The sequence below is a fragment of the Bradyrhizobium sp. JYMT SZCCT0428 genome (assembly GCF_018131075.1).
Taxonomy (GTDB): Bacteria; Pseudomonadota; Alphaproteobacteria; order Rhizobiales; family Xanthobacteraceae; genus Bradyrhizobium.
In genome coordinates, this window is sequence record NZ_JAFCLS010000001.1 from 344,412 (window position 1) to 362,015 (window position 17,604).

Annotated in this window: 14 protein-coding genes; 7 read left to right on the forward strand and 7 right to left on the reverse strand. The window is 64.3% G+C overall.

Features of this window, described 5'->3' with window-relative positions; translation table 11 throughout:
• Positions 1-206 precede the first annotated feature (206 nt).
• Positions 207-1,403: an acetylornithine transaminase gene (locus JQ575_RS01800; RefSeq protein WP_212031564.1), complete on the forward strand. Its 1,197-nt coding sequence runs from the start codon at positions 207-209 to the stop codon at positions 1,401-1,403.
• A 137-nt stretch (positions 1,404-1,540) separates the two neighbouring features.
• Here the strand turns inward: JQ575_RS01800 and JQ575_RS01805 are convergent, their stop codons facing one another.
• From JQ575_RS01805 to pcsA, 3 genes are all read right to left on the reverse strand, one after another.
• Entirely contained in the window at positions 1,541-2,515 is a 975-nt protein-coding gene (locus tag JQ575_RS01805) for a quinone oxidoreductase (RefSeq protein WP_212031565.1), read from the reverse strand.
• An 88-nt stretch (positions 2,516-2,603) separates the two neighbouring features.
• Entirely contained in the window at positions 2,604-3,338 is a 735-nt protein-coding gene (locus JQ575_RS01810) for a TerC family protein (RefSeq protein ID WP_212031566.1), read from the reverse strand.
• Positions 3,335-4,069 (reverse strand): phosphatidylcholine synthase, encoded by a 735-nt coding sequence (pcsA, locus tag JQ575_RS01815; protein ID WP_212031567.1) that lies wholly within the window; start codon positions 4,067-4,069, stop codon positions 3,335-3,337. The genes JQ575_RS01810 and pcsA overlap by 4 nt, the downstream gene beginning before the upstream one ends.
• Before the next feature lie 134 nt (positions 4,070-4,203).
• On the opposite strand from pcsA, the gene JQ575_RS01820 reads away from it, so the two are divergent.
• Entirely contained in the window at positions 4,204-5,394 is a 1,191-nt protein-coding gene (locus JQ575_RS01820) for a UbiH/UbiF family hydroxylase (protein WP_212031568.1), read from the forward strand.
• A 244-nt stretch (positions 5,395-5,638) separates the two neighbouring features.
• Positions 5,639-6,265 carry a hypothetical protein gene (locus JQ575_RS01825; protein ID WP_212031569.1) on the forward strand — a complete coding sequence of 209 codons (627 nt, stop codon included), beginning with the start codon at positions 5,639-5,641 and terminating at the stop codon, positions 6,263-6,265.
• Positions 6,266-6,319: 54 nt separating this feature from the next.
• On the opposite strand, the gene JQ575_RS01830 is transcribed toward JQ575_RS01825, so the two are convergent.
• Positions 6,320-7,273 (reverse strand): AEC family transporter, encoded by a 954-nt coding sequence (locus tag JQ575_RS01830; RefSeq protein ID WP_212031570.1) that lies wholly within the window; start codon positions 7,271-7,273, stop codon positions 6,320-6,322.
• Between the two features lie 134 nt (positions 7,274-7,407).
• Between JQ575_RS01830 and hspQ the strand changes: the two genes are divergently transcribed.
• Entirely contained in the window at positions 7,408-7,740 is a 333-nt protein-coding gene (gene hspQ, locus JQ575_RS01835) for a heat shock protein HspQ (RefSeq protein ID WP_212031571.1), read from the forward strand.
• 86 nt (positions 7,741-7,826) lie between these two features.
• On the opposite strand, the gene JQ575_RS01840 is transcribed toward hspQ, so the two are convergent.
• Positions 7,827-8,672 carry an invasion associated locus B family protein gene (locus tag JQ575_RS01840; RefSeq protein ID WP_212031572.1) on the reverse strand — a complete coding sequence of 282 codons (846 nt, stop codon included), beginning with the start codon at positions 8,670-8,672 and terminating at the stop codon, positions 7,827-7,829.
• 270 nt (positions 8,673-8,942) lie between these two features.
• On the opposite strand from JQ575_RS01840, the gene JQ575_RS01845 reads away from it, so the two are divergent.
• The 3 genes from JQ575_RS01845 (at position 8,943) to JQ575_RS01855 (ending at position 13,624) form a co-directional block, all read left to right on the forward strand.
• The gene (locus JQ575_RS01845; protein WP_212031603.1) at positions 8,943-10,769 is read left to right on the forward strand and encodes an extracellular solute-binding protein; all 1,827 of its coding nucleotides are present in this window, start codon (positions 8,943-8,945) and stop codon (positions 10,767-10,769) included.
• A gap of 31 nt (positions 10,770-10,800) precedes the next feature.
• The gene (locus JQ575_RS01850; RefSeq protein ID WP_212031573.1) at positions 10,801-12,306 is read left to right on the forward strand and encodes a class I adenylate-forming enzyme family protein; all 1,506 of its coding nucleotides are present in this window, start codon (positions 10,801-10,803) and stop codon (positions 12,304-12,306) included.
• A gap of 91 nt (positions 12,307-12,397) precedes the next feature.
• Positions 12,398-13,624 (forward strand): GGDEF domain-containing protein, encoded by a 1,227-nt coding sequence (locus JQ575_RS01855; RefSeq protein WP_212031574.1) that lies wholly within the window; start codon positions 12,398-12,400, stop codon positions 13,622-13,624.
• A gap of 137 nt (positions 13,625-13,761) precedes the next feature.
• Here JQ575_RS01855 and mfd read toward each other — a convergent pair whose 3' ends face one another.
• Both mfd and JQ575_RS01865 read right to left on the reverse strand, forming a co-directional pair.
• On the reverse strand, positions 13,762-17,280 hold the full coding sequence (gene mfd / locus JQ575_RS01860) for a transcription-repair coupling factor (RefSeq protein ID WP_212031575.1): 3,519 nt from the start codon (positions 17,278-17,280) through the stop codon (positions 13,762-13,764).
• Positions 17,277-17,567: a succinate dehydrogenase assembly factor 2 gene (locus JQ575_RS01865; RefSeq protein WP_212031576.1), complete on the reverse strand. Its 291-nt coding sequence runs from the start codon at positions 17,565-17,567 to the stop codon at positions 17,277-17,279. Before JQ575_RS01865 ends, mfd begins: the two co-directional genes overlap by 4 nt.
• Positions 17,568-17,604: the final 37 nt, after the last annotated feature.

A 17,604-nucleotide genomic window follows, 5' to 3' on the forward strand; every position in this document is an offset into this window, starting at 1 on the left:
CTGTATGGGCCTGCGCCATGACATTGAACCGGACCAACCGCCGCGCAGCTTTCCGTCGTCGCTCCTGCGACGATGATGGGCTGCGCCATGTCCGACGACACCGCTGATCAACTAGTTCAGCAACGTTTTCGAGAAGGCCGCACCCGAAAAGTGCGGCCTTCTTGCGTTTCGGCCTGCCCTTTCCCCAAAACCCAAAGGAGCTCGACATGACCAACGCTACCCAACCGTTCGACGCATTGATGAACATCACCGCGCGGCCGTCCACCGTCTTCGTCAAGGGCGACGGCGCCTATCTGTGGGACGACAGCGGCAAGCGCTATCTCGATTTCATGCAAGGCTGGGCGGTCAATTGCCTCGGCCATTCGCCTGCCATCATCGCCGACGCGATTGCCGCGCAGGCAAAACTGCTGCTGACGCCAAGCCCGGCGTTCTTCAATGAGCCCAGCCTCAAGCTCGCCAATGCGCTGGTTGCCAACAGCTGCTTCGACCAGGTGTTCTTTGCGAATTCGGGGGCGGAAGCCAACGAAGGCGCCATCAAGCTCGCGCGCAAATTTGGTACGCTGTACAAAGGCGGCGCGCACGAGATCATCACCTTCGTCGGCGGCTTCCACGGCCGCACGCTCGCCACCATGTCGGCGTCGGGCAAGAAGGCCTTCGAACCGCTGTTCGAGCCCAAGGTCACCGGATTTCCCAAGGCGCAACTCAACGATCTCGATTCCGTCAAGCGGCTGATCTCGAGCAAGACCGTTGCGGTCATGCTGGAGCCGATGCAGGGCGAAGCCGGCGTGTGGCCGGCGACCGATCAATTCCTCAGGGAGTTGCGGGCGCTGACCCAGGAGCGCGGCCTGCTGCTAATCGTCGACGAGATCCAGACCGGCATGGGCCGGTCGGGAAAGCTGTTCCACTACGAGCATGCCGGGATCGAGCCTGACATCATGACGCTCGGCAAAGGCATCGGCGGCGGCGTACCACTCGCGGCATTGCTGGCGACCGAATACGCATCCTGTTTCGAGCATGGCGACCAGGGCGGCACCTTCAACGGCAATCCGCTGATGTGCGCCGCGGGCCTTGCCGTGCTCGAACATGTCGTAGCGCCCGGCTTCCTGAAGTCAGTGGTGGACACGGGTCTGTTCCTGGAAAGCGAATTGCAGAAACTGTCGGCGCGCCACGGTCTCGGTAACGTGCGCGGCCGGGGGCTGTTGCTGGCGCTCGACCTCAAACTGCCGATCGGCGCGTCGATCGTCGCGCAGGCATTTGCGGATGGCGTGCTGCTGAACTCGCCGCAGCCCGACGCGCTGCGGTTCATGCCGGCGCTCAACGTCACGCGCGAGGAAATCTCGATGATGATCGATTGTCTGGATTCGGTGCTCACCCAGATGGGAGCGGCGCGGATGGTGGCGTAGCTCAACTCTATCGTCGTCCCGGCGAACGCCGGGACCCATACGCCGCGGCCGTTGTAATGGCAGGCGGTCTCTGCCGGTTTTTCTCTATCGATGGATCACGCGGTATGGGTCCCGGCTCAAGGCCGGGACGACACCTATCACGGCCGCAAAATAATCGCCCCGGTCGTCGCCCTGCCCTCCAGGTCGGTGTGCGCCTTCGCGACGTCCTTCAGCGCATAGGCGTGGTTGATCGGGACGTGCAGTTTGCCGTTGATGACGGCGGCGAACAACGTGTCGGCGCCCTCCAGCAGGTCACGGCGGGTGCTGACGTAATCGTTGAGTTTCGGCCGCGTCGCAAACAGCGAGCCGTGGTTGTTGAGCTCGGCGAGCGCGAACGGCGGCACCGGGCCGGAGGCGTTGCCGAAGCTGACGAACAGGCCGCGCGGCCGCAGGCAGGACAGCGAGCCCGGGAACGTGGTCTTGCCGACACCGTCATAGACGACGTCGCACAATTCGTTGCGGCTGATCTGCTTGACCCGCGCGACAAAGTCCTCCTCGTTGTAGAGGATGACGTGGTCGCAGCCATTGGCGAGCGCGAGGTCGGCTTTCGCCTTGGAGCCGACGGTGCCGATCACATGAGCGCCGAGCGCCTTCGCCCATTGGCAGGCCAGCAGGCCGATGCCGCCGGCGGCCGCGTGGATCAGCACGCGATGCCCTGGCTCGACCTTGAAGGTCTTGTGCAGGAGGTACCAGACCGTCAGGCCCTTGAGCATCAGCACCGCGCCCTGCTCATAGGTGATGTGGTCGGGCAGCTTGACCAGCTTGTCCGCCGGGATCACGCGTTCAGAGGCGTAGCCGCCGAGATTGAAATAATAGGCGACGCGGTCGCCGGGATGGAAATTGGTGACACCAGGACCGACCGCCACCACCTCGCCCGCGGCCTCATTGCCGGCGATGAAGGGCAGCCCCGGCGCCTTGTAGAGGCCGGTGCGGAAATACACGTCGATGAAGTTCAGGCCGACGGCGTGCTGGCGCATGCGGACCTCGCCCGGTCCCGGCGCCGGCACGTCGACGCTCTCATAGACCAGGGCTTCCGGACCCCCTACCTTGTGCACGCGCACGGCCTTGACCATGACCTTGTCTCCCTCGGTATCGGCTTCAAGCGCCCCGGCTCGTGGCGGAGCGAAAGCCATCAAGGCCGTATTGTCAACTCGCGGGGGCCTAAACCCGCTGTTTGACAACTTTTTTGCGATTGCGCCGGGCCAGCACGTTGAACAATTCGACCGCAGCCGCGAACACGATGGCGAAATAGATGTAGCCGCGCGGGATGTGGAATTTGAATCCGTCCGCCACCAGCGCTACGCCGATCAGCACCAGGAACGCCAGCGCCAGCATCTTGGTGGTCGGGTGATTGGCGACGAACTTCGCCACCGGTCCTGACGAAACGTACATGATGAAGCAGGCGATCACGACGGCGGCCACCATGATCTCGATATCCTCGGCCATGCCGATCGCGGTGATGATCGAATCCAGCGAGAACACGATGTCGACGACGATGATCTGGATGATCACCCAGAAGAATACGCTAGCATTCGGCTTGGCATCGGGCTCGGTGTGGCGCGCCTCAACCTCGGCATGAATTTCATGCGTTGCCTTGGCGATCAGGAACATGCCGCCGCCAATGAGAATGATGTCGCGCCACGAGAGCGACACGCCTTTCACGGTCAGGACAGGATCCTTCAGGCCGATCAGCCACACCAGGATGCTGAGCAACAGGATGCGGAACACCAGCGCCAGCAGCAAGCCGATCTGGCGCGCGCGGTTTGCCTGCTCCGGCGGAAGCCGCGATACGATCACCGACAGGAAAATGACATTGTCGATGCCGAGCACGATTTCCAGCGCCGTCAACGTCAACAGCGCCGCCCATGCTTCCGGGCTGGTCAGTAATTCCATCATGCCTTGAACGATTTCAGTTTGCGGATCACGGCATCGCTGCCGGCGACATAGATCGCGATTGCGCAGAGTCCGACGGTAATGGGAATGCCCACGACGAAGTCGCAGGCGATGGTGTAGGCCGCCAGCACGGCCCATGCGGCCAGCAGCCACAGGGTCAGCCAGCGCAGGCGCACGACGCGGATCGGATGCAGCACGTGGAACGGCGCGAAGGTCAGCGCGATCAGGACCGCTACGCCAAGAGTGGCAAGCGCCGGCGATGGATGCAGCAGGAACAGGTAGAATGCCGCGACGTTCCACACCGCCGGAAAGCCGCGGAAATGGTTGTCGGCCGCCTTCATGCGGCGGTCGGCAAAATAGAGCGCGCTGGAGGTCATGATGCCGATGCCGAGCAGCGGCGCCGCCAGCGGCAGCAGCAAGCCGCTCGCGGTGATGGCGTAGGCAGGAACGAAGACGTAAGTGATGAAATCGACCACGAGGTCGAGCACATCCCCCGACCAGTTCGGTTGCAGCCGCACCACGTCGAATTTGCGCGCGAGCGGACCGTCGATGGCATCGATGATGAGCGCGACGCCAAGCCAGCCGAACATGGCGGCCCAGTGCTCGCGCACCGCTTCCAGCATCGCAATCAGGCCGACGCCCGCTCCAAGCGCCGTGAAGACGTGGACGCCGAATGCGGCCGTCCGCATCCGGGTCGTAGCGGGAGATGCTATTGGTTCTTGTGTCTGGTCCATTGCTCCGGCAGTGCTAACAGGAATCGCCCCGATTTGCATACCGGCGCTTGCGGCGTTCCGCCGCGCAAATCGGTGGAAACATTTAAGAAGGTCAATGACTTGAAAATGCCGCCGGGAATGGCAATTGTTCCAATATGAACGATGCATCGCCAATTTATGACACCGTTGTGATCGGCGGCGGACCGGCGGGACTGACCGCCGCTATCGCGCTGGCGGAGGCCGGTGCCAGGACCGCGTTGCTGGCCCGCCGCGTGCCCTATGCCGACAACCGCACCACGGCGCTGCTGGGCGCCTCCACCGATCTGCTCGAACGTCTGGACGTCTGGCGCCGCTGCAGCGACCAGGCCGCGGCGTTGCGGACCATGCGGCTCGTCGACGACACCGGCCGCCTGATCCGGGCGCCGGAAGTGCGGTTTTCGTCGGAGGAAATCGGCCTCGACCAGTTCGGCTACAATATCGCCAACCGGACGCTGATGGCAGCGCTCGAGGAGCGCGCCGCCGAATTGTCCGGCCTGACGCGATTTGACGATGAGGCGGCAGCGGTCGATCCGCAGGATGCGATGGTTGCCATCCACACCCGTGCGGGCGGGTCGCTGTCGGCGCGGCTGGTGATCGGCGCCGACGGGCGGCAGTCCCTGTCTCGCGAGGCCGCCGGCATCGACGTCAAGCGCCGCGACCTGCATCAGTCGGCATTGACCTTCAACATCAGCCATTCAAGGCCGCACAAGAATATCTCCACCGAGTTTCATACCCCGCACGGGCCGTGCGTGTTCGTGCCCCTGCCCGGCAACCGCAGCAGCGTGGTGTGGGTCTCCGCGGCAAAGGAAGCAGAGCGGCTGATGGCGCTCGGCGACGACGAACTGTCCGACGCTGCGGAAAAGCAATCGCATTCCATTCTTGGCGGCGTCCGGGTTGAGCCGGGACGCAATCTGTTTCCGCTCTCGATCGAAAGTCCAAAGCAGTTCGCCAGCCATCGCGTGGCGCTGGTCGGCGAATCCGCCCATGTGCTGCCGCCGATCGGCGCGCAGGGTCTCAACATGGGTTTGCGCGATGCCGTAGACATTGCCGATATCGCAGGCCACGCGATCTCGATCGGCGAGGATCCGGGCGCACCGCAGGTGCTGGCGCGCTATCAATCCGCCCGCCGCTCCGACGTCGCCAGCCGGATGTTTGCCATCGACCTCGCCAACCGCTCGCTGCTCAGCGATTTCCTCCCCGTGCAGTCGCTGCGCGCGATGGGGCTGCACCTGATCGGCTCGTTCGGCCCGCTGCGGCGGCTCGCCATGCGCGAAGGCCTCGCGCCATCGTGGAAGCGCGTGGGCTAAAGCGTGCACCTGTAATACCAGAGGCGTTGGCGGACGTCCGCTTTGGTGCGCGCAACGGACTGAAGTCAGACATCGCGCAGCTCCGAAAAGTGCCCAAAAGCCGACAGCGGCTGACGGCCCAACCATTTCCGCTTTGAGATGATCGAGGCGCTCGTTTGAAGCCAAGTACTGACTGCATTGTTGAGCACGAACGTCAGGCAAAAAAGCCGGGTTGAGATTGCAGCCGCTCGCGGTAGGATGAAGTATGCGTTTCCTATCCTCCGTTCTATCGCTGTTCGTCCTGATCGGGACATTGTTGTGCGCATCTATCGTCATAGCTCCTGCGGAGGAAAGTTTAGGAGCTAATCTCCAGCAGGACGCACTGCGCGAATGGCACTTTCTGGCCAATGGACGAGCGGAGTTTGAAATCTCAGACCCGGCTTTGGTGCCGAGGCTGCTGGTGATCGCGGCCGAACAATCGGGCTGTGACTACAAGGTGGATATGAAGGTATCCTCTGTTCGTTTTATTCGTTTTGAATACCGCCGCTTTGCCATCGTGCCTTGCTGGGGATTTTCAGGATCGCATGAGCTGTTCGAACTCACAAACCTAAAGAAGCCAAAGCTGATAGTGTTTCCGGTCTTCGCCGCCGAAGGGGGCTTCAGTACGTCGTCCAGACCGGGCGTGCTGACGTGGAAAAAAGAGACTGGAATCCTCGAAGCCGAATCATCATCGGACGTGGGATGCACTGGACGGGGCCGCCACACCTATCGACTGAGCCGGACACAGCTAGGCTTGGTGCTCACCCGCGTCGAAATCAACAAAGACGATTGCGGCAAGAACGAGTGGAACACGATATGGGAAGCCCCGCCATGGCGTGAATTGACCCGCTAGATTGACGGGCAGCCACGCGCGTATCCACACTTGAAGCACGCCTGTTCGTTGTCTTCAAGGAAACGCCAGCCTTCCGCTCTGGATGAACCACATCACGCTGGTCAGCGTGACGACGGAGGCGAAGGTGCCGATCAGGACGGCGACCGACGCCGGCTCGATCCAGGTGTTGTTCTGCCGCGCGATCACGAACACGTTGAGCGCCGGCGGCAGTGACGCCATCAGGACCGCGGTCGCCGCCCAGGGCTGCGCGAACGGCCCGAACAGCAGCATCAGACCGAACACGATCAGCGGATGGATCAACAATTTGACCGCGATCACGCCGGGCACCTCCCACGGCACGCGATCGAACGGGCGCAACGCGACGGTGACACCCAGCACGAACAGCGCCGTCGGTGCGGCGGCGTTCTGCAAAAACACCAGCGTGTTGTCGATCGCGACGGGGGGACGAAAATGCAGCGCCGCGGCGAGCGCGCCCGCTCCCGCCGACATGATCAGCGGGTTCAGCACGATCTGTTTCACCACGATGCCGAGCGTGTGCAGCAGCGAGCGATGCTCGCGATCGGTGAACGCGACCAATATCGGCACGATCGAAAACAGGAAAATGCTGTCGCAACAAAAAATCAGCGCGGTCGGCGCCGCCGCCTTGGTGCCGAGCACGGCGAGCGCCAGCCCCGGGCCCATATAGCCGATATTGCCATAGGCGCCGGCCAGCCCGGCCAGGGTGGCCTTGCGCAGCGAAAGATCGCCGATGACCCGGCCGGTGACCACGGCAACGATGAAGGCGATCACGGTCCCGAGCGTGGTCGCGATCAGGAATGGCGGGTTGTTGAGCTCCGAAAACGGCGTCTTGGCCATGATGCCGAACATCAGGGCCGGCAGCGAGACGTAAAGCAGGAAGAAATTCATCCAGGCCAGCCCCGCCTCCGGCAGCCCCCGGGTCTTGCCGCAGGCAAAACCGATGAAGATTACCCCGAAATAGGGAATCGCCAGATTGAGGATATCGGCCATGCGTTGGGGGTCTTTTTGTCAGCGTTTCGTCAATGTTTTCTTGGGCCTGGCGGTGGATGTGCCAGCCGGACTTGAGAGTTAATTCAACCTTTTGCCCCTAGCATCGGCCACAATCATGGTCTATTCGACGAGGTATGATCAAAGCGCGCACCGCCAAATTCCAAATCGGTCAGATCGTCCGTCACCGGGTGTTCTCATTCCGGGGCGTGATTTTCGACATCGATCCGGTATTCAACAATACTGAGGAATGGTGGTTGTCGATCCCTGAGAACGTTCGGCCGCACAAGGATCAGCCGTTCTATCATCTGCTGGCGGAGAATTCGGACTCCGAATACGTCGCCTATGTCTCCGAGCAGAACCTGCTGCCCGACGATTCCGGCGAACCGATCCGGCATTCGCAGGTCGCCGAGATCTTCGTCAAGGACAAGTCCGGCGGCTATCGTCCGCGCAATCCCTCGCTGAACTGACCTGGCTTCATCCGGGCTACAGATCTTCCACTGAACGAAAAAGGCGCCCGGTCCGGGCGCCTTTTTGTTTGTCGATCGAAGCGGCGTTACTTGGCCGCCGGATTGGCATTGGCCGGCGCGCCGCCAGCGGGCGGGTTGGCCTCAAGCTTCTTGCGCGCTTCTTCAGCCCGCTTCTGCAGCTCTTCCTGCAACTTCTGCTGGGTCTTTTCGAATTCCTTGGGGTCGGTCGGCGGGCCGTCATAGGCCTTGGCGAATTCGGCCAGCGGCAGCGGCAGCGTCAGCGGGGCGCCGTTGGAGTTGATCGCCTGGACCACCAGGTTCTGGCCCTTCTTCAGGTTGGCCAGCAGTTCCGGGGTCACTTCGTAGTCCGACATGCAACCATTCTGGAAGCAGATCACATAGGGGCTCTGCGCCGGGGGATTGGCATCGACGATGACGCGGGTGCCGTGCACGAGCTGCATGCCGAGCGGCAGCGTCACGCGCAGGATCTTCTTCGGCTCGCCTTCCGGCTCGATGATGACGGCCGCGATGACCGGCTGGCCGGACTCGATGCGTCCGTCCTTGCCGGTGAAGCAGACCTGCTTGGCGCCGGCGTCCTGCCCCTTGAGGCAGAATTTGGTCCAGGGCGCATAAATCAGCTGGACCTGCTGGTCCTGCGACTGACCGCCTGCGGGGGGAGTGCCGCCGGCGGTGGCTGGCGGGGCCGGCTGGGCGTTCGGGGCGGCAGGCGCTTGAGCCTTCGGAGCTGCTTTCGGGGCAGCCTTGGGAGCGGCCTTAGGGGCCTCCTTGGGCGCCGCTGCGGGGGCGCCGGGGGCCGGAGCCGGGGTTTGGGCCTGCGCACCCGCGACGAGCAACGTCGCGGACAATGCCGTCGCCGCCAACAAGGCGGCAACCCGCCCATGCGGCCGGACGGCCAAAATACGGAAATTCATTGCGGAAAACCCTTTCTGAACGGGAGCGCCCGAAACCGCTGCAGGCACCGACACCTAGCCGTTTGGGCGGCTGTCTCCTAGTCAATTGAGGCGGATACGTGACAGGCGTCACCGCCCTGGTCAATTGCACGCCTTCAATACAGCGGCGGACGAAAAGATCAATGCCGACAAGCATCTTTGGCCGCGGTCCCGGTGGACGCCGAGGCCTGTGGTCAAGGCCTATGGTAAAGCTCACCGGTGTGTGATCCCGAATCAAATCCGCGCGTGCAGATGGTCGCCTTTGGACGTATCCGGCTTGGTATTCTCGCCAGCGTTGTGCTCGCGCTCGGCGTGTTGCCGATGGCGCTCGCGGGCACGGCCCGCGCCGGGGAAAGCCATGCGATCTCCATGCATGGCGCGCCGGCCCTGCCGGCCGATTTTGCCCACATGCCCTACGCCAAACCGGACGCACCGAAGGGCGGCCGGCTGGTCTGGGGTCTGCTTGGCACCTTCGACAGCCTCAATCCGTTCATCGTCCGGGGCCTCGCTTTGCAGCAGATCAGGGGCTTTGTCGTCGAGAGCCTGATGAGCCGCGGCAATGACGAGGCCTTCACGCTCTACGGGCTGCTCGCCAGGAGCGTCGAGACCGACGACATCAGAAGCTATGTCACGTTCCATCTCGATCCCCGGGCGCGGTTCTCGGATGGCAAGCCGGTCACGGCCGACGACGTGCTGTTTTCCTGGGCGCTGCTCCGCGACCGCGGCCGCCCCAACCACCGCCAGTATTACGCCAAGGTCGCCAAGGCAGAGGCGCCCGACCCGCTCACCGTCAGGTTCGATTTCGGCGGCGCGCCCGACCGCGAACTGCCGCTGATCCTTGGCCTGATGCCGATATTGCCGCGCCATGCGGTCGATCCCGAAACCTTTGAAGAAACCACGATGATCGGACCGGTCGGTTCCGGTCCCTATCGCGTCACTGCGGTGCGCCCCGGCGCCAGCGTCACGCTGACGCGCAATCCCGACTATTGGGGCCGTGACCTGCCGGCGAACCGGGGCCTGTGGAACTTCGACAAGATCCGGTTCGATTACTACCGCGAGTCCAACGGCCAGTTCGAAGCCTTCAAGCGCGGGCTCTATGATTTCCGCAATGAGGCCGAGCCGCTGCGCTGGCACGACGGCTATGATTTCCCGGCCGCCCGCAGCGGCGAGCTGATCCGCGACATCATCAAGCCGGGGATGCCGCAGCCGTCGGAGTATCTGGTGTTCAACACCCGCCGTCCGCTGTTTTCCGACGTCCGCGTGCGGCGCGCGCTCACGCTGCTGTTCGATTTCGAATGGATCAACCGCAACTACTTCTTCGGCCTCTATACGCGTGCCGGAGGCTTCTTCGCCGGGTCGGAATTATCAGCCTATGGCCGCGCCGCCGATCCGCGCGAGCGCGAACTGTTGAAACCCTACCTCGCGCATATTCCACCTGACATTCTCGACGGCAGCTTCCGCCTGCCCGTGTCAGATGGTTCGGGCCGCGACCGCGCGGCGCTGCGGGCCGCCCTCGCTCTGCTGTCCGAGGCCGGCTACGTGCTCGACGGCACCGTGCTGCGCCAGCGCGCCAGCAAAACACCCCTCACCTTCGAAATCCTGGTCACGACGCGCGATCAGGAACGGATCGCGCTGGCCTATAGCCGCGACCTCAAACGCGCCGGCATCGAGGCCAGCGTGCGTGCGGTCGATCCGGTGCAATTCGACCAGCGCCGGCTCGGCTACGAGTTCGACATGCTGCAGAACCGCTGGGACCAGTCGCTGTCGCCAGGCAATGAGCAGTCGTTCTATTGGGGCAGTCAGGCCGCCGATGTATCAGGCACAAGGAACTACATGGGCGCAAAGGATCCGGCGATCGACGCCCTGATCGCGGCGCTGCTGGAGGCCCGCGAGCGGCCGGAATTCGTCTCGGCGGTGCGGGCGCTGGACCGCACCCTGATGTCGGGCTTCTACGCTATCCCGTTGTTTAACGTCGCCGAGCAATGGATCGCGCGATGGAATCGGGTAGAACGGCCTTCAACCATCGCCTTGACCGGCTACCTGCCGGAGACGTGGTGGCACAGACCGAACGCCAAATGATGCAACCCAACACTGTCATCGAAGTGACGCCGTGACCCAGCCAGCCGCTTCGCCCACGCTCGATACGTTGTTCAAGCGGTCACTGGCACGGCAGCCGGATGCGACGGCGCTGGTCGATCCGCCGAACAAGCAGCGCGTCACCGGGCAGACGCCGAAACGTCTCTCCTACGCGCAGGCCGATCGCGCCATTTCCGCGCTGGCTGCGCATTTCATCGAATCCGGATTGCCCGCCAACTCCGTCATCGCGGTCCAGCTGCCGAACACCATCGAATTCGCGCTGACAATTCTGGCCGCCTATCGTGCCGGACTGGTGGTCGCCGTGCTGCCCTTGCTGTGGCGGCAGGCGGAACTGACCATGGCGCTCAACCGCACCGCGGCGCGGGCGATCGTGACCACCAGCAAGGTCGACGGCATCGTCTATTCGGATCTGGCCATGAATGCCGCGGCCGAAGCGTTTTCGATCCGCCATGTCTGCGGCTTCGGCACCGATTTGCCGGAAGGCATGGCCTCGCTGGACAACGCGATCCTTCGGGAATCGACGACTGCGCGCGCGGTGATCCAGGATGGCCGCAAGGCGGCGCTGATCTCGTTCGACCTGACCTCGGACGGTTTCCGGCCCGTCCCGCGCGCCCATCTCGGCCTGATCGCCGGAGGACTATCGGTCTCGCTCGAAAGCGACGTGCCGCAGGGCGCAACGATCCTGTCGGCGTTTTCGCCGATGTCGTTTGCCGGCCTCGCATCGACGCTGACGGTCTGGCTGTTGTCGGGCGGAACGCTGGTGTTGCACCATCCCTTCGACGAAGAGGTGCTGGAGCAGCAGGTCAACGAGCATGCCTGCGACACGCTGATTGCGCCGGCCCAGCTGGCGTTGCGGCTGGACGAACTCGACCTCGCGGGCAGCCTGCCCTCGCTGCGCAACGTCATCGGCCTGTGGCGCGCGCCGGAACAGGTGATGTCGAGCGCGTCCTGGTCGGCCCAGCAGGCGACGCTGACCGACGTCTATCTGTTCGGCGAAGTCGGTTTGTTCGGGGCGCGCCGGATTGCGGACGACGGTTCGCCGGCCCTGATCAAATCAGGACCGCACGGCGCGCCGCGCGAACTGCCGGGCTCCTCGATCGCGGGCGACATCCTGCTGACGCCGCGGGGCACCCTGGGACTGCGCGGACCGATGATCCCGGTCGCGGCCTATGCGCCCCCGCCGCCCCCCAGCGACTCGCTGATCGCAGCCCCGCCGCGCGATTACGTCGACACCGATTATTCCGCGCGGCTCGACCGCTCGACTGGCGCCATCAACATAACCGCGCCGCCGTCGGGCATCATGGCGGTTGGCGGCTACCGGTTCCTGGCGCAGGACCTGCAGGAATGGGCCCGGCGGCTCGGGCAAGGCGCGCTGCTCACGGCATTGCCGGATCGCCTTAGCGGCCATCGGCTTGCCGGCCGCGCCCAGGACAACGCCCGCGCCCGCGACGCGCTGACGGAACTTGGGCTTAACCCGTTGATGGTCGAAGCGTTTCGCGACCGGGCCAATTCCGCTTGAGCGCAATCTCACGGCTTGTGTTGACGCCACATTAAGCCCGCCAAACTAGGATCGCGCTCTCATAAATGGCGCGCTTGATCCGAGTTGTCAGATGTCCCAGCAAGGCCCGATCCTCGTCGTATCGACCGCAAGGCGGCCGTCGTTTGCCGCAGCGCTCGATGTCGCAAAGCTGTTTCCGGTCGTCGAGGCCGAATGGGCGGACGCAAGTCGCGCGGTCGAACAGATGCAGCCGGCCGCGGTATTGGCCGCGACGTCCGACGTCGATCAAGCCACGCTTGCCGCACTCGCCGCGCCGATCGCGGCCCAGCAACCCTATCTGCCGCTGATCGCGGTCGATCCGCAGATAACGCTGCCCGAAAATGCGATTCCATTTTTCCAGAGCCAGGGAGACTCCAGCCGCCTCGTCACACGCCTGCGCGCGGCGCTGCGCATCCGCTCGCTGCACGCGACGGTGATGCGCCGGCTGGTACCGGCGACCCGGATCGCGCTCTCGGACATCGACACCTTCCGGGATGCCACGGTGCTGCTGGTCGGCCGCGGCGGCGCCTACCCCACGCTGTCGGTCTCGCTCGGCGAGCAAACCGGCGTGGTCGGCGCGCTGAGCATCGAGGCCGCGGCGAAGCATCTCAATGCGCGCGACATCGACGGCATCGTGCTCAGCGAAGGCTTTAGCCCGCGCGTGGTCGATGCTTTCCTGACCGTGCTGGCGGAAGACGCCCGCTTCCGCCATTTGCCTGTGGTGGTGACGTCAGGCGATCTGTTGCCAGCCTATGAATTGCCGAACCTCGAAATCCTCTTGGGCGAGCCCGCACAGATGGTGGCGACCGCGTTGCCGCTAATCCGCCAGCATGCCTTCGAAGCGCATTTGAGCCGGACCCTGCGCTCGATCGACGCCGAGGGCCTGATCGACGCCCGCACCGGCCTGCTCACGCCAACTGCCTTCGAGCGCGACTTCGCCAGCGCCGTCTACCAGACCCAGCAACGCGGCGGCGGCCTGTCTGTCGCGCGCTTCGCGTTTGATCCCGCCCACCCCCGCGCCCAGTTCGACGGCGCGCGCATCATCAGCCGGCTGATGCGGCAGATGGATTTTGGCGCCGTCTGCGATGACGGATCGGTCGTGGTCGCCTTCGCCGAGACCGACCTCAAGACCGCGCACACGATCGCGCGGCGGCTGTCCAGCGTCATGCGCCACACCAGCCACGGCAAGCGCGACACGCGCGCAGAACCAACCGTGACGGTCGCGACGCTGGAGTCGAGGGATTCCGCTAAAGCGCTGCTCGCGCGCCTCGGCGAAGAGGCCCATCGCGCCGCGTCTTAGGCCGCTTCCGTCATTGCGAGCGAAGCGAAGCAATCCATAGCGCGGCATAACGGAGAGGTGGATTGCTTCGTCGTAAGTGCTCCCTTGCGCAAACGCCTTGCGTTTGTCGCAGGCAATGACGAGGACGGTACGGGCGCCTACGCCGCCTTCTTGTTCTCCGCGAGATTGGCCAGCTGCCGCAAGATCTCTGTCGTGCCCATTAGCCGTTCTTCCGGCGTCTTCCATACCTGCAGGAACACCACCTTCATGTCCGGGCGAACTTTCGCGGCCTGGCCGTGCTGGCGGATGAAGAACACCAGCCGGTCCGGCTGCGCGAACTTGTTGTCGCGGAAGCTGATGACAGCGCCCTTCGGTCCGGCATCGACCTTCTCGACATTGGCCCTTCGGCAATAGGCCTTGATCGCGGCGACCTTGAACAGATAGCGCACCTCGTCCGGCAGCACGCCGAAACGGTCGCGCATTTCGGCGGCGAAATTGTCGATCTCCTCGTCAGTCTCGAGATCGGCGAGCCGGCGGTACAGCGACAGCCGCACCGCGAGGTCGTTGACGTAATCCTCCGGAATCAGCACGGGCATGCCGATGGTGATCTGCGGCGACCAGCGGTCGGCCGCTGGCTCGACCACACCGGCCTTGAGGTTGAGGATCGCCTCTTCCAGCATCGATTGATAAAGCTCGAAGCCGACTTCCTTGATGTGGCCGGACTGTTCCTCGCCGAGCAGGTTGCCGGCGCCGCGGATGTCGAGGTCGTGGGACGCGAGCTGGAAGCCCGCGCCCAGCGTTTCCAGCGACTGCAGCACCTTGAGCCGCCGTTCGGCCTGTCCGGTGATCTTCTGCTGCGCCGGCAGCGTGAACAGGGCATAGGCGCGCAGTTTCGAGCGCCCCACCCGGCCGCGCAATTGGTAGAGCTGCGCGAGGCCGAACATGTCGGCGCGGTGCACGATCAGCGTATTGGCCGAGGGGATATCGAGCCCGGATTCGATGATCGTGGTCGAGAGCAGGACGTCGTATTTGCCGTCGTAGAACGCCGACATGATGTCTTCGATCACGGTCGGCGGCATCTGGCCATGCGCGACAGCGACTTTCATCTCCGGCACGGTCTTGTCGAGGAAGTCTTTTACGCCGGCGAGATCCTCGATACGCGGCACCACATAAAACGCCTGCCCGCCGCGGTAGCGTTCGCGCAGCAGCGCCTCGCGGATCATCAGCGGATCGTGCGGCGCCACGAAGGTGCGCACCGCGAGGCGATCGACCGGCGGTGACGCGATGATCGAGAGATCGCGCACGCCGGTCAGCGCCAGTTGGAGCGTGCGGGGAATTGGCGTCGCGCTCAGCGTCAGCACATGGACCTGTGCGCGCAATTGCTTCAGCCGTTCCTTGTGGCTGACGCCGAAGTGCTGCTCCTCGTCGACGATCAGGAGGCCGAGATCCCTGAACTTGATCGCCTTGCCGAGCAGCGCATGGGTGCCGACGACAATGTCGACATTGCCTTCCGACAGCCCCTTCTTGACCTGGGTCAGTTCCTTCGGCGCCACCAGCCGCGAGGCTTGCGCGACGTTGACGGGGAAGCCCCGAAAACGTTCGGTAAAGGTTTTGCTGTGCTGCCGCGCCAGCAGCGTGGTCGGCACCACCACGGCGACCTGCTTGCCGTCGAGCGCGACCGCAAAGGCGGCGCGCAGCGCCACCTCGGTCTTGCCAAAGCCGACGTCGCCGCAGATCAGCCGGTCCATCGGACGGCCGCTTTCAAGATCCTTCAGCGTGGACGTGATGGCGCCAAGCTGGTCCTCGGTCTCTTCATAGGGGAAGCGCGCGCAGAACTCGTCATAGACATGGGCCTGCACCGGCATTTTCGGCGCTTCGTGCAGATGGCGCTCGGCCGCGATCTTGATCAGTTCGCCCGCGATCTCGCGAATGCGGTTCTTGAGTTTTGCTTTTCGCGCCTGCCAGCCGCCGCCGCCCAACCTGTCCAGTTCTACATTGGCGTGGTCGGAGCCGTAGCGCGACAGCAGTTCGATGTTCTCGACCGGAAGGAACAGTTTTGTTTCGGCGGCGTAATGCAGTTCGAGGCAATCATGCGGCGCGCCGGAGACTTCCAGCGTCTGCAGGCCGATGAAGCGGCCAATGCCGTGCTCGACGTGGACCACAAGGTCGCCGGCGGCCAGGCTCGTGACTTCAGAGATGAAATTGTCGAGTTTGCGGCTCGCCTTGCGCGGCCGCACCAGGCGGTCGCCGAGGATGTCCTGTTCGCTGATGACGGCGACGTCGTCGGTCTCGAAACCGGATTCCATGCCGACCACCGCCAGCATCGCCTCGTTGCGCGGGGTCGCCTGCACCGTGCGCCAGGTGTTGACGCTGGTGAGGTTGAGCAGCTTGTGGTCGCGCAGCATGCTGCCCATGCGGTCGCGCGAGCCCTCGCTCCACAGCGTGATCACGACCTTCTTGCGCTGCGCCTGCAACGCCAGCACATGCGCGACCACGGCTTCAAACACGTTGACGGAGCTATCGGCGCGCTCCGGCGTGAAGTTGCGCCCCTGCCGCGCGCCGGCATCGAGCACGTCAGAACTGCCGTCGGGCACCGCGAACGGCGTCAGCCGCGCCAGCGCGGCTTCCTCCAATCGGGTCGCCCACTCCACTTCGCTCAGATAGAGCCGGTCGGGCGGCAGCGGCTTGTAGATCGCGCCGCCGCCGGGATGCTCCAGCGCCTCGCGCCTTGCTTCATAGTAGTCCGCGATCTGCTTGAAGCGTTCCCGCGCAGCGTCCTCGCCCTGCGGTTCGATCGCGACCGGCGCGCCGTCGAGATAGTCGAACAGCGTGTCCATCCGCTCCTGGAACAGCGGCAGCCAGTGTTCCATGCCGGGATGGCGGCGGCCTTCGCTGACGGCTTCATAGAGCAGATCGTCGCGCTGCGGCGCGCCGAAGGTCGCAACATAGCCCATCCGAAAGCGGCGGATGGTCTCGGTGACCAATTGGAATTCCGAGACCGGCACCAGATCGAGCGCGCGCATGTCGAGCAGCGTGCGCTGGGTTTCAGCGTCGAATGTGCGGATCGATTCCAGGCTGTCGCCGAAGAAATCGAACCGGACCGGCTGATCGAGCCCGGCCGGAAAGAGGTCGAGAATGCCGCCCCGCACGGCGTATTCGCCGGGCTCGCGCACTGTCGAGGAGCGGTTGTAGCCATTGTGCTCCAGCCAGGCGACGATGGAGTCCATCGGCACGACATGACCGGGCGCCACCGACAGCGCCTGCGCCGCCACCACTTCGCGCGCCGGCACGCGCTGCACGATGGCGTTGACCGTGGTCAGCACGATCAGCGGCTTGTCGCTGCCGGCAAGCCGAGACAGCCGCGCCAGCGTGGTCAGGCGCTGCGCCAGGACGCCGCCATGTGGCGACACCCGGTCATAGGGCTGGCAGTCCCAGGCCGGAAACTGCATGACCGGCAAATCTGGCGCGAAGAACTCCAGCGCCCGTGCCAGTTGCTGCATGCGGGGGCCGTCACGGCACACCACCGCAAGGCTCACCGCCGGCGGCTTCGGCTTGGCAGCGACCGCGCGCGCGAGATCGGCGACGACGAGGCCCTCGGCGCCTTCGGCGACATTGGCAAAGGTCAGCGCGCGGCCGGGGGCCAGCAGCGCAGCGGGCGATTTGACTGATAACTTCATGCGTCGTGGTCCACGGCGCGACGCGCCTTGATGCGATCGAACAGCGCGCTGGCATATTCCGGATCGAGCGGCTTTTCGCCAGTCAGCGCGGCATAGAGATCGGGATCGGGCACCTCGAGCAGCCGCTCCAGTTCGGCCATGTCGCTATCCGACAGACCAGCGATCTCCGCGTCGGCAAAGCGCCCGAGGATGAGATCCATCTCACGGGTGCCGCGATGCCAGCAGCGGAACAAAAGCCGCTTGCGGCGGTCATCGAGGCCACCGCTCGATCGTGTCGAACCCGTCATTGTCCCATTCCCATCCGAACGCCAAAAGCCCGGACGT

What these genes read in the sequence shown, in the direction of transcription:
- JQ575_RS01800 (WP_212031564.1), top strand. Translation starts at nt 207, where the DNA reads ATGACCAACGCTACCCAACCGTTCGACGCATTGATGAACATCACCGCG.
- JQ575_RS01805 (WP_212031565.1), bottom strand. Translation starts at nt 2,515, where the DNA reads ATGGTCAAGGCCGTGCGCGTGCACAAGGTAGGGGGTCCGGAAGCCCTG.
- JQ575_RS01810 (WP_212031566.1), bottom strand. Translation starts at nt 3,338, where the DNA reads ATGATGGAATTACTGACCAGCCCGGAAGCATGGGCGGCGCTGTTGACG.
- pcsA (WP_212031567.1), bottom strand. Translation starts at nt 4,069, where the DNA reads ATGGACCAGACACAAGAACCAATAGCATCTCCCGCTACGACCCGGATG.
- JQ575_RS01820 (WP_212031568.1), top strand. Translation starts at nt 4,204, where the DNA reads ATGAACGATGCATCGCCAATTTATGACACCGTTGTGATCGGCGGCGGA.
- JQ575_RS01825 (WP_212031569.1), top strand. Translation starts at nt 5,639, where the DNA reads ATGCGTTTCCTATCCTCCGTTCTATCGCTGTTCGTCCTGATCGGGACA.
- JQ575_RS01830 (WP_212031570.1), bottom strand. Translation starts at nt 7,273, where the DNA reads ATGGCCGATATCCTCAATCTGGCGATTCCCTATTTCGGGGTAATCTTC.
- hspQ (WP_212031571.1), top strand. Translation starts at nt 7,408, where the DNA reads ATGATCAAAGCGCGCACCGCCAAATTCCAAATCGGTCAGATCGTCCGT.
- JQ575_RS01840 (WP_212031572.1), bottom strand. Translation starts at nt 8,672, where the DNA reads ATGAATTTCCGTATTTTGGCCGTCCGGCCGCATGGGCGGGTTGCCGCC.
- JQ575_RS01845 (WP_212031603.1), top strand. Translation starts at nt 8,943, where the DNA reads ATGGTCGCCTTTGGACGTATCCGGCTTGGTATTCTCGCCAGCGTTGTG.
- JQ575_RS01855 (WP_212031574.1), top strand. Translation starts at nt 12,398, where the DNA reads ATGTCCCAGCAAGGCCCGATCCTCGTCGTATCGACCGCAAGGCGGCCG.
- mfd (WP_212031575.1), bottom strand. Translation starts at nt 17,280, where the DNA reads ATGAAGTTATCAGTCAAATCGCCCGCTGCGCTGCTGGCCCCCGGCCGC.
- JQ575_RS01865 (WP_212031576.1), bottom strand. Translation starts at nt 17,567, where the DNA reads ATGACGGGTTCGACACGATCGAGCGGTGGCCTCGATGACCGCCGCAAG.